Here is a 12,573-nt window from a genome sequence, read left to right on the forward strand (position 1 = left end):
TTTGGATTACTGAGTTTCAGATTTGAAGCCTGGTTTTCCGTTAGCTGCTCGCCAGGTTTTAATGGCTTTCAATACCCCTTCAGGGCTGTCTTCAACACCTTCTTCTGGGTAGTACAAAATATCGGTGCCGTTTGGGTGCTCCGAAGTGCTCACGATGTTGTCAACAATGGCATCGTGTTCTTTCTCTGATGAGTAGTCACCTTCGACTAATCGGTTTATAAGACTTATATATTCAGATTCTGTGTAATCTTCGAATTTGTTTTTTAGGTTCATTTCATATTTCTCCTTTTTTTGAGTGGGTTTCGATGTGCTGCTTTGGTGTTAATACGCGAAGATTATCTATGTCGTAGACCGAGCCGCCCTCACTAATTGGATTGATATGGTGAATTTCAAATTTTTTCCGCCCACCCACTTGCTCCGAGGAGTGAGCGCTGGGTGATAGACCATATCTAATATCAGATTTGTTGAATGAGGTGAATTGATCAATCAAGAATTGGTCGTTTGCTACGGCCCTCCAAAATGCTCTACGAAACGAATTAAAACTCGAAAACTCCCGCCCTCGAAGTTTATCCGCAATCTGCTTGGGAATCGGCGCACCTCCCAGCGTTGAGGCCGCCCCTAACCAGCTACCTGAAACCGACTGTCCGCCACCGCTGACAACACCGGGATCCTGCCGCCGATCCCTGAACATCGTGAATGTCGGAGGGATCTCGGAGTCGATCGGAAAGACGGTGATGAAGCCGCCAAACCCGTAACAATCCAGCTCTGGAAACGGATCGATTCGCCCCGTGTTGGGGGTAACGGTAGCCCCTTCATATATCGGCAGGTCGGCGTCGATCAGCGGAAATTCCGTTGAAGGATTCTGCGGTTCTACCAACGGCGTCCAGGTGATGACGGGACCGTTGGAGACGGTGCTGCCGGAAACGTAAACATTCTTCCGAACGTCAAAGTGAGCAAGCCTCACCGGCACACTGGTGGGAACTGTCACTCCATCAGTGGTAGCAACAAGAATCTCTACCCTGTTGCCCATTGTCTTCGAGCCGAGTGTCAACGGTAGGTTGATTGCTCCTCCGGCGGCTGCCAATTTGTTCAGGTCTGTGGTTGGAACTGGAGCGAGTTCTGACAGTGGAACGCTGACAGAAAAAAGATCAGCATTACCTAGTCTTGAGGGAGCCAGCAGAGTGGCGAACCCGACGAGAACGGGAGCGGTTGCTGTCGAGAGAACTGCGGTAGCAGTGGATACCGCAGTGCGAAGCGCGGACCGTAACGTCAGAGATGTCGTTGGATTAATGCCGGACGTCCCGGTTGCACCGGTAAACACAGGGCCGAACACCGCCGTTGTCCCCGTATTGGCGAACGTCGGACTGTCCCTGGGGCCTTGCGCCTCTTTCTCCGTTTTCTGCTGCTTTTCAACTCGCACTTGCCGTTGGAACTCGGCGAATTTTTTCATAAGCGCCTGCGTGTCCACTTCCCTTTGCACGCGAAAGCGCTCCCATTCGGCTTCCCATTTAGCCTTGGCTTGAGCTTGGAGACGTGCCCGTTCCGCAGCGACCTGCTGCGCTGCCGTTTCTGCTACAACGCGAGCCCGTTCGGCTGCTGCCCGCCGCGCGTTCTCCGTTGCAGCAAGTCGCGCCTGCTCTCGAGCTCGGACCGCGGCCTCTTCGTTTATGCGCGCCAATTCGGCGGCAGCCCTCTGTGCTTCTTCATTGGCCTGCACGACCCTTAAGAGATTCTGCGCATTAACGGTTCGCTGGTTGAGCGACTGGATAGTTTGAGACAGCAATTTGGCGTCGTGAGCGGCTCTGAGCGATTGAACCAAGGCCTGCATGGCAATGCCGTCCGGTCCTGGCCACTTTTTTATCGTCGTCGCTTTTTTCATGAATTCATTGATATGCCGGTTAAACGGGTCGCCCCCATAAAACGCATTGGCAGTGACTGTTTTACTGTGAAACTCAGCAGTTTTCTGCTGTGTAAGTTTATTCAGAACTCCCAGCTCCCTGACTAATGATTGCGAGGGTGGTAGTGGATTAGTTGGGCCTTGAAGTCTGGTCGCTGCCAGTTCAGCTTCGATGGATTCCGGTAATTGACTGGCCTTGATCTGATATTCCTGTTCCAGCGCTTTGGTTGTTTTTTGGACTTTGGTCATGTTTTGATTGTATGCCCCCACACCGTGGCCGAATGGCCCCGCTCTATTGTCATTTGATGTTCGAGGGGCGGGTATCATGTGATCAGGTGCAACACCTATTGTTACAACGGGTGTATCGATTTGATAGACGGGCCTTGGTTGATGTTGATTTGGCGGCGTTGGTGGTTTTTGCATATTCATATCCTTTTGAATGTGCTTGGTGCTTTAAAAAGAACGACTTGCTGGTCAGTCATTACGAAAACGGATGCCAGCTATTGCTTCGTGCCATTTAAAGCTACAGCAGAAGTGGAAGTCATGGATCTGAGAGGTGTGTGGGGCGTTACATATAAGATCGAGGGAAGTTTCTATTGGTCAGGAATAACCGCAGGGATTATCTTTTGCGTAAAAAGATGTTTCTTATAGCGTTATCGGAAACATCCTGTAGGAATGTCTTAAACAAAAGTTGCCCTTCACCACCGCCACAAAACCACCGCCCATAAAAAAGGCCGCTGCAAACGCAGCGGCCAAAGTAAGACGATTGATCAAGGAGCAATAAATCAACGTCAGTGAACACAGGGCGATGAGTCGAACATCTTCAATTCATCTGAAATCTGTCGCTAATGGCGTGGACTGGCCACCGCCATTGCTTCGTGCTTTCCGGCCGATTGCCGTGAAAGCCCGGTAAGAATAAGGCCTTGAGCCAAAAGGAAAAATAGCAATTCATGACATGAACTGTTGCAGTATGAGTAACAGTCGCAACAGGCCCCGCCAACACGCCATGCGCTGCGTTGATAACCCCCCATCCAGCCCATCCATAACCCGCGCAAAACGCCGTCCCATGCGGGCATTCATCCTTTGGAGGTACATCGCGAATACCTCCTTGGTGCGCTTATCGCTCCCAACGTGCGGCAGTAGGGTGTGGCCTTCTGTCACTCACCGGGGAAGACGCATGACAAAAACAACAATGCGCGCCATCTTCACGCCGCAAGCGCTCGCCGCTGCGGTTGCCTTGGGTTGCTATGCCCAGGCGCAGGCTGTTTCATTCAACATCGGGGAAATCGAGGGGTCGTTTGACTCCTCGTTGTCCGTCGGCGCGAGTTGGGGCATGCGCGATGCCGATAAGTCGTTGGTGGGTATCGTCAACGGCGGGACCGGTCAGTCTTCGACCGGTGACGACGGCCGGCTGAACTTCAAGAAGGGTGAAACCTTCTCCAAGATCTTCAAGGGCATTCACGACCTCGAACTGAAATACGGCGATACCGGTGTGTTCGTCCGCGGCAAGTACTGGTACGACTTCGAGCTGAAGGACGAAGACCGCGAGTTCAAGCAGATCAGTGACAGTAATCGCAAGGAAGGCGCCAAGTCCTCCGGGGCGCAGCTGCTCGACGCCTTCGTCTATCACAACTACTCCATCGCCGATCTGCCGGGCACTGTGCGCGCCGGCAAACAAGTGGTCAGCTGGGGTGAAAGTACCTTCATCGGCAACTCGATCAACAGCATCAACCCGATCGACGTTTCAGCGTTCCGTCGTCCCGGCGCTGAGATCAAGGAAGGCCTGATTCCGGTGAACATGCTGTTCGCCTCCCAGGGCCTGACCGATCAACTGACCGTGGAAGGTTTCTATCAACTGGAATGGGACCAGACCGTCGTCGACAACTGCGGCACCTTCTTCGGCAACGACGTGGTGGCAGACGGCTGCAACAAGAATTACACGGTTGCCAGCCCGGCGATTGCACCGTTGCAACCAGTCGCTGCAGCGTTTGGCCAAGGCTTCGAAGTCAGTCGGGAAGGTGTGATCGTCCAGCGCAGTGGTGACCGCGACGCCCGCGACTCCGGGCAGTGGGGGACGGCGCTGCGCTGGCTCGGTGACGACACCGAGTACGGTCTGTACTTCATGAACTATCACAGCCGCAGCCCGACGGTCGGCACCACCACTGCCGGCCTGACAACGCTGGCACGGATCCCGGCCATCGTCGGTGCCGCCAACAGGATCGCGCCGGGCACCGGGTCGGCACTGGCCCAGAGCGTGATGCTCGGTCGCGGCCAGTATTACCTTGAGTACCCGGAAGACATTCGTCTGTATGGCGCGAGCTTTTCCACCACCTTGCCCACCGGCACGGCGTGGACCGGCGAGATCAGCTATCGCCCCAACGCTCCGGTGCAAGTCAACACCAATGACCTGACCCTGGCCTTGCTCAACCCGATCGCAGGCGGCGCAGCATCGCCTATCGCGACCACGCCAGGTGCCGACAACAAAGGCTATCGCCGCAAGGAAGTGACGCAGGTCCAGAGCACCCTGACGCACTTCTTCGACCAAGTGCTGGGCGCCCAACGGCTGACCCTGGTCGGCGAAGCGGCGGTGGTGCACGTCGGTGGCCTGGAGTCGCGATCCGAATTGCGTTACGGCCGTGACTCGGTCTATGGCCAATACGGCTTTCGCGGCGATACCGACGGCTTCGTCACCTCGACCTCCTGGGGCTACCGCGCCCGGGCGATCCTCGATTACGCCAACGTCATCGGCGGGATCAACCTCAAACCCAACCTGTCCTGGTCCCATGACGTCGCCGGCTATGGCCCCAACGGCCTGTTCAACGAAGGCGCCAAGGCCGTCAGCGTCGGCGTCGATGCCGACTACCGCAACACCTATACCGCGAGCCTCAGTTACACCGATTTCTTCGGCGGTGACTACAACACCCTGGAAGACCGCGACTTCCTGGCGCTGAGCTTCGGCGTGAACTTCTGATCTGGCTGAGAAGGATGATTTTAATGCGCAAGATGATTCTGCAATGCGGCGCCCTGGCCTTGAGTCTGCTGGCTGCCAACGTGATGGCGGCGGTCTCGCCTGATGAGGCCAACAAACTGGGCACCAGCCTCACGCCGCTGGGCGCCGAGAAGGCCGGCAACGCCGACGGCTCGATCCCGGCCTGGACCGGCGGCATCCCGAAAAACGCCGGCGCAGTGGATAGCAAAGGCTTCCTGGCTGACCCGTTCGCCAGCGAGAAACCACTGTTTATCATCACCGCCGCGACGGTCGACAAGTACAAAGACAAATTGTCGGAAGGTCAGGTGGCGATGTTCAAGCGCTACCCGGAAACCTACAAGATCCCGGTCTACCCGACCCACCGCACCGTGGCCCTACCCCCGGAGATTTACGAGTCGGCCAAGCGCAGCGCACTGAACGTGAACAGCATCAACGAGGGTAACGGCCTGGCCAACTTCACCGGCAACCGCTACTACGCCTTTCCGATTCCGAAGGCCGGCGTCGAGGTGCTGTGGAACCACATCACCCGCTATCACGGCGGCAACCTGCGACGCATCATCACTCAGGTGACCCCGCAAACGAACGGCAGCTACACGCCGATCCGCTTCGAGGAAGAGATCGCCGTACCGCAACTGATGAAGGACCTGGATCCGGAAAAAGCCGCCAACGTGCTGACCTTCTTCAAGCAATCGGTGACGGCACCTGCACGACTGGCGGGTAACGTGCTGCTGGTGCACGAAACCCTCGATCAGGTGAAAGAGCCGCGTCTGGCGTGGATCTACAACGCTGGCCAACGCCGTGTGCGTCGCGCCCCGCAAGTGGCTTATGACGGGCCGGGTACTGCCGCTGATGGCCTGCGCACGTCCGACAACTTCGACATGTTCTCCGGTGCACCGGATCGCTACGACTGGAAACTGGTCGGCAAGAAGGAAATGTACATCCCTTACAACAGCTACAAACTCGATTCGCCGAGCCTCAAGTACGATGACATTGTGAAAGCCGGGCACATCAATCAGGACCTGACCCGTTATGAGTTGCACCGGGTCTGGGAAGTGATCGGTACGGTCAAGCCGAGCGAACGGCACATCTACGCCAAACGCCACATGTACCTCGACGAAGACAGCTGGCAAGTGGCGCTGGCAGACCATTACGACGGTCGTGGTCAGCTGTGGCGGGTGGCCGAGGGTCACGCTCAGTACTACTACGATCACCAGACCCCGGCCTACACCCTCGAAGCGCTCTACGACATCATTGCCGGCCGATACATTGCCCTGGGAATGAAGAACGAAGAGAAACACAGTTTCGAATTCGGCTTCGAAGCCAAGGCCGCCGACTACACCCCATCGGCCCTGCGCGCCGAGGGCGTTCGGTAAGGGTTTTGATACATCGACAGTACAAAAGGCGACCGGGTGGTCGCCTTTTTTATGGCTGCCAATCAGCGTGCTGAATACTTCTCAACAAGCGGGTTAGAGAGGGCTAGGGTTGCCGGACAATTATAAAAAGGCACGCCGCAATGACCGCCATGATCCCGTGTCTGGACCGTTCTGGATTCCTGCCCCGTCTGTCCACTCATCACCAGTCACGGGCTCGCTTGACCGAGCCGTTACTGGCCTCCACGGCCCGGGTGAAATTACTTTGCGCGCCGGCCGGCAGTGGCAAGACAGCGCTGCTCGCCGAATGCCTGTTGCAGGCACCGCCGCAGTGCCGCGTGTTCTGGTTGCCATTGTCTGGCACGGTGTTGAGCGCGGTGGATTTTCGTCATCGTCTGACAGAAACGCTGGGGTTGGCTTCGTCGGGCGAATCCGAGTTGCTGGGGTATCTGTCACGATTGCAGACGCCAACCTGGCTGTTTCTCGATGACTATTGCCGCCTGCCAAACCCGGAGCTGGACCTGCTGCTGGATCGCATGCTGGCGGTCAGCAGCCCGATGCTGACTTGGTGGCTGGGCACCCGTCGTCGGCCGCCCTGCAACTGGCCAAGGTTGCTGCTCGACGATGAGTTGTACGAGTGCGAAAGCACTTCGCTGGCTTTCACGCCAGGTGAAGTCGAGCAAATACTGCAGCCCTGGGTACCGGAGCAGACCAGCAAGGTGGCCAGTCGGATCATCCAGCGCACCGGCGGCTGGTGTGCCGGTGTGCGGATTGCATTGCTGCAGAAGTGCGACTGGTCGCGTCAGGACAAACCCCTGGGACGGGCGGACACCTTGCTCGATTACCTGGAGCATGAGTTGTTCAGCTCGCTGACGCCTGAGTTGAGCGAGGCCTGGCGCGTGCTGGCCCACTTGCCCCGCTTCAATGCCCGGCTGTGCGATCACCTGTTCGGGGCCGGAGAGGGCGCTCAGTACTTGCGGACCTTGCAATCGCTGGGCTGTTTTATCGAACCTTGGGGGGACTCCAGCGATTGGCTGCAGATATTCACCCCGTTCACGCAGTTGTTGCGCGATGAGCAATGGCCGGCGGGACGCTCCTGGCATCGGCGTGCCTGCCAATGGTTCTGTACCGAACAGGACTGGAAATCGGCCTTCGAACAGGCATTGCTCGCCGAGGAATACGAAGTGGCGGTCAGCCTGTTGCAGCACTTCAGTTTCGAGGATTTGTTCGAGGAGCAAACGGTGGTGCTGTTGTTGCGCTTGCATGAGCAGCAAGGCGAGGAACTGACGCTGGGCAGCCCGCAATTGGTCGGATTGATTACAGCTGCGCTGTTATTCGCCGGACGCTTCGAACAGGCGACTGCCTGTATCGCTCATTTGGCGCATTTCACGCCTCAACCTTCGGCGGTGCTTCAGCGTCAACTGAATGCACGTTGGCAGGCCCTGCAGGGTTGGTTGCTGCATTTACAGGGACGAATGGAGGCTTCGCGCGCGCACTTTCTTGACGCGTTGAGCGCGCTCGATCCCGAATGTTGGACGGCGCGCCTGATGTGTTTGTCCGGTTTGACGCAACAGGCATTGTTAAGGGGCGAACTCGACGTAGCGCAAGCCCACAACCGCGAAGCGCTGTGCCTGGCGCGGGCGCAAGGTTCGCTGGTGTTCGAGGGCCTGATGGAGCTCGATCATGCGCAATGGCTGGAGCAGCGTGGCGCCCCGGCTCGCGCCGAGAGTTTGTTGTTCAACATACATGAACTGCTCTGCCAGCAGGCCGACCGGCCCGCGCCGTTGCTTGGGCGTATCGCTTTGCGACGTGGGCGACTGGCGTTAACCATGGGCCAGGATGAACACGCGCGCGAGTGCTTTCAGCGCGGTCTCGAGTTGTGTCTGCGCAGTCACGACAAGCGTGTGTTATATGGATTTCTTGGTCTCGCGCAACTGGCGGCCAATCAGGGTGATTACACCCAGGCGTTTGTCCAATTGCGCGATGCTGAGCGGCTGATGCAGCAGCGGCAAATTCCGGATACCGTCTATCGTGGCGTCCTGTTGCAAGTCAGCAGTCAGTTCTGGTTGCAGCAGGGGCGACCGCAACTGGCCCATGAGGCACTGACGCGGGTACTGCGTCATTATTGTGGGCCGCAGGCTCGCCAGGCCCCCCCGGCAACACTGGAGCTTATTCCGCGGATTGAGTATCTGTTGATTCTGGCCGAGGTTTATCTGCAACAGCTCAGCAACGCCGCAGCGTTGCTTCAAACTCTGATCGACAATGCGCACGCCAACGGTATGTACGCCCTCGAAGCGGAATTGCATCTGGCGCGGGCCGAAGTGATCTGGCTTCAGGGTGAATCGCATCTGGCCACTGCAGCTTTGCAAGAAGGGGAGCAAATGATCAGCCGTTGCCAAGGGCGGCAAGCGTGGCGCGAATTGCAATTACGACAACCCCAGTGGCTGCGTACATCTGCAGCGCAGGTGTCGATCACCGAACTGTCTGTTGAGGCTCACAGTTCCAGTCCCCTCAGTAAACGGGAACTTGAAGTTTTGCAGTTGATCGCACAGGGCAACTCCAATCAACAGATTGCCGATGTATTGTTCATCTCGTTACACACAGTAAAAACTCACGCCCGTAGAATTAATGGAAAGTTGGGGGTTGAACGCAGAACGCAAGCTGTGGCCAAGGCTAAGTTGTTAGGTGTGTGCTCGTAAATGTGCCTGTATTTGATTTTGTTTATACGTGCTTGCTCTTGTTTGTTTTTGTTTCCGGTAACAAGTTGTTCGTATCTATAATATTTTGTGTTTTTTTTGATCTGTGTTGCTTTGCATTGTTCTGGAGTAAGTTTTCGCTAAATGCTTTGACGCCAAGTCAGGCGTAAGCGTGTTAACAAAGGACGATGAATATGAACAGTTTATTTAATGCAAAGACGTTGATTGCCAACGCAAGACCCTCGTGGCTGGACGGAATAACTCAGGATGATCGCGAACTCTATTTAAGGCAGGAAGCATGGCTGGTTGCGAGTGAGAGTGAATTGAAAAAACAGTTGGGACACTTCAGCTCGCTCAAAGACTATGCCCGTAGTATTGCCAATCAGCTCATTAAACTGGATTTTGACCAGGACCTGGATGCCGATGAAATTGTGTGTAATGCCCGTTATACATTCCAGGTGGGAGGGCTGAAGATCGAGCAGGAAGATACTCGCACCCTGACCGAGCAGTTCATCTACGGCCTTTACGAGGAGGGGCAAAGGGCCAAACTCGTATTCAAGGGTGACGGACTTCCCGCCGAGCTGAATCAGCAATGGTTTGAAGAGATCATGACCACCGATGCCCGGGCTGCCTACGGTGCCCAGTTTCGTTCTCAGTATCAGCGTCAAGAAGTCATGCAAGCCTTGAAGAACGTCATGCGCGAGCGCCTGTTGCTGAGCGCGTTGGCTGCTCGCCATCAGGGGCACATCAACGACAAGAACTTCGCACGGATTGTCTCTGCCTTGAACGGCGACCAGGCACTCACCATTGATGGTGTGCGCCTCATCGACAACACGCGTGCGCTTCAGCAGTTGATTCTGGTCGCAAGACGCGATGGTCGGGACGGTTTCTTGCTGTATGCGCCAGGCTCGCCAGGTGGACAGGACTGGTACGAATGCCAGGATTTACGACGAGTAGGCATGCGGGTTGGCGAATGGACAATAGACGGCAAAGGTCGGGACTATCTGACCTGGCAGTCCCACAGTGTGGATCGAGAAGCCATTGCCACCTATCTGAAACAGGTCGAACGTCTGCCGAATACCTGGAAGGGAGTGAGCCCGGTTGGATGGAATTACAAAAGCGATGCAGTACTGAACGGCTTCATTGAAAACATTCGCGCCTGGCGAGTGGCCGAGGAAGAGTCCCGGACACCTTACGTTTATCGCACGGCTTCCAACGCTCAACGCCAGAACTTTGCCCGCACTCGGTGCGAACTCAAGGCCTTGCAGGTCATTGCCACACGTGAGGGCGGTTTCATTCCCTACGACAAGTTCTGCTTCGATCTGATTAAACAGCGTATCGAGCAAGTGCTGGCTGAGAGGGGGGAGCGGGCAACGGTCAATCCTGATCGCATCTTTGTATCCGTCAGTCCGCAATTGGGTATGACGCTGACCGAACTGATCAGCACCGAAACGCATTTTTACGCCAATGAAAAACAAACGCCTTGGAGCTATCCGCGATTTACCCTGGAACATGATCATCCGCCGATCAGCAAACTTGATATCCGGGATATTGCCGGCTGGTCGCGTACGCTGCGCCCGGGCGAAAAGTATATCGAACTGCTGCGTTCGAAGCATTTGAACAGAAGCCATCCCGAGGGTGCGCTTAAACGAATGGTTCACCTGGAAGTCCAGCGCCGTAAAATGAAAGTGGGGGTGATGCAGGAACGTTTTAACGGTCGTTTGACCTCCGAGCAGTATCAGCAACTGATGAAAGTGATTGAAGCCCTGGAAAAAATTGACACACGACCGTCGAATCCCATGGGTGAATATCCGAGTGGTGTTCGCTTCAGCGCAATGTTCAAGTTGCATTTGCGAGACCGACTGGTGGTTGGCGTATTCGTTTTCCGATTGGTCATTGGTGATCGGATTGAGGAGTTCCTGTATACGCCTGACGCACCTGACGGCCGACTGATTCGTCCGCATTCGGAATTTGTATCCGCCGTCAAGAAACTCAAATTCGGCAACTATTTCTATGACCGGGTTCGTTATACGAATCAGCGGGTGGTGGGTACGTACATCACCGATCTGGAACAGCTTGGCAACTTCAATGAGGCCCCGGTTCTGCAACGCGACAGTCGCGTCAAAGACCTGGGCAGCAGTTATGACGATCTGATTTATCGCACGATTTCCGATGTCGATGAAAAGACCGAAAGCCTTGACGAAATCATCTTCAAGCTAGTGTTCGACGCGGTGCAGGCTGCGGCCACCGTTGTCAGCGTGGTGATTCCGCCGGTGGGCATTGCAATGAGTGTGATGTTGTTCACCAAAAGTGTGCTGGAAGGTGCCGAAGCCTATAACGACGGGGATCGCGCCACTGCGGCAACGCATTTTCTGGATGCGCTGATCGAACTGGCGTCGCTGGGTAAAGCCGGTTACAGCAAGGCCCAGCCAACCAAGTTGCAGCAGGACTTTATCGGATTGTTGGGCGATGCGTATTTGGTTCAGAAGTTTTACAGCCAGGCGACCGGGCAACAGAAATTGCCTTTACAGGCGCTCGAGGCCATTCAAGCTATTCTCGATGATCCACAAGCCCTCGACAGCAAAACGCGTCTGCTGTAACGGCTGTGACAAACGGGATAAGTACCTTGTATTCATCGATCAGGAAATTGGCGTAATACGTTGAATTCCATTGTGCTGCACAAATCTCATGTCGATGAATCCTGGATCGGCTGATAGCCCATCCGCCAACTAACGGCCCGCGTCGCAGCCAACAACCGCTGCGCCGCCGGGCCGTTTTCGTCGGCGTGAAACAACGACGCCGGGCCGACAATGGTCATCACCGCCGCAACATTCCCGACAGCATTGAATACCGGCGCCGACAACGCATCGACCCCCGGCATCAGCAAACCATGCACATGATGCAGACCGCGCTCGCGGATCTGTTCGCACAACGCCTTGTAGGCCTGATCATCCGCCAGCGCATGGGTCGAACCGCTCTGCAGTTCCTGCTCACGCAAGTCCACGGTTTCACGCTTCGGCAGATAGGCGCCGAACACCAGCCCCGTGGACGAACTGAGCAACGGCAACACCGAACCCAATTGCGTCACCACGGTCACTGCGCGCACCGCCGGTTCGATATGCACCACGGTCGCGCCCTGGTTGCCCCACACCGCCAGAAAGCAGGTCTCGTTCAACTCATCGCGCAATTCGGCCAGGGGCAGGGCGCCGACTTTCAGCACGTCCATACTGTTGAGTGCGGCGAGTCCGACGCGCAAGGCTTCGCGGCCCAGGCCGTAATGGTTGGTGGCAGCATTCTGTTCAGCAAAACCGCTGGCAATCAGCGCCTGCAAATAGCGATGAACCTTGCTTGCCGGCATCTGCACGTGTTCGGCCAGGCGCGACAGTGAAGTCGATGGCGACAACTCGGCCAGGGCCTTGAGGATGTCGGTGCCGACCTCGGCCGAGCGGACTTTCTGTTTATCGTTGCTGCGCGGCGTTTCCATGGAGGCGGTCTGATCCCGGGACGAATGGGCGTCTTTATAGCTTGACGGTCAATACCAATCAAATTACGTTAAGCGTAATCGAATTACGATAAAAATAACCCAGGCGTGCCGAGACCTCTTCAACGGAGCGACAGCCA

Annotated in this window: 7 protein-coding genes; 4 read left to right on the forward strand and 3 right to left on the reverse strand. The window is 56.1% G+C overall.

Going from position 1 to position 12,573, the window contains the following annotated elements:
- Positions 1-6 precede the first annotated feature (6 nt).
- Both ACMXYI_RS11500 and ACMXYI_RS11505 read right to left on the reverse strand, forming a co-directional pair.
- Complete coding sequence (locus ACMXYI_RS11500) at positions 7-273, reverse strand: bacteriocin immunity protein (RefSeq protein ID WP_415773280.1); 267 nt, start codon at positions 271-273, stop codon at positions 7-9.
- 1 nt (position 274) lies between these two features.
- Positions 275-2,320, reverse strand: coding sequence for an S-type pyocin domain-containing protein (locus ACMXYI_RS11505; RefSeq protein WP_415773281.1), 2,046 nt, complete (start codon positions 2,318-2,320; stop codon positions 275-277).
- Positions 2,321-3,074: 754 nt separating this feature from the next.
- Here ACMXYI_RS11505 and ACMXYI_RS11510 point away from each other — a divergent pair.
- The 4 genes from ACMXYI_RS11510 to ACMXYI_RS11525 all read left to right on the forward strand — a co-directional run bounded on the left by ACMXYI_RS11510 (position 3,075) and on the right by ACMXYI_RS11525 (position 11,552).
- Positions 3,075-4,868, forward strand: coding sequence for a DUF1302 domain-containing protein (locus tag ACMXYI_RS11510; RefSeq protein ID WP_415773282.1), 1,794 nt, complete (start codon positions 3,075-3,077; stop codon positions 4,866-4,868).
- A gap of 23 nt (positions 4,869-4,891) precedes the next feature.
- Entirely contained in the window at positions 4,892-6,259 is a 1,368-nt protein-coding gene (locus ACMXYI_RS11515; RefSeq protein ID WP_415773283.1) for a DUF1329 domain-containing protein, read from the forward strand.
- Positions 6,260-6,399: 140 nt separating this feature from the next.
- Positions 6,400-8,955, forward strand: coding sequence for a LuxR C-terminal-related transcriptional regulator (locus ACMXYI_RS11520; protein ID WP_415773284.1), 2,556 nt, complete (start codon positions 6,400-6,402; stop codon positions 8,953-8,955).
- 191 nt (positions 8,956-9,146) lie between these two features.
- Positions 9,147-11,552 carry a dermonecrotic toxin domain-containing protein gene (locus tag ACMXYI_RS11525; RefSeq protein WP_415773285.1) on the forward strand — a complete coding sequence of 802 codons (2,406 nt, stop codon included), beginning with the start codon at positions 9,147-9,149 and terminating at the stop codon, positions 11,550-11,552.
- Between the two features lie 86 nt (positions 11,553-11,638).
- On the opposite strand, the gene ACMXYI_RS11530 is transcribed toward ACMXYI_RS11525, so the two are convergent.
- Positions 11,639-12,436, reverse strand: coding sequence for an IclR family transcriptional regulator (locus ACMXYI_RS11530; protein ID WP_415773286.1), 798 nt, complete (start codon positions 12,434-12,436; stop codon positions 11,639-11,641).
- Between the last annotated feature and the right edge of the window lie 137 nt (positions 12,437-12,573).

Origin of the sequence: Pseudomonas lyxosi (genome assembly GCF_047758685.1) — a bacterium.
GTDB lineage: Bacteria > Pseudomonadota > Gammaproteobacteria > Pseudomonadales > Pseudomonadaceae > Aquipseudomonas > Aquipseudomonas lyxosi.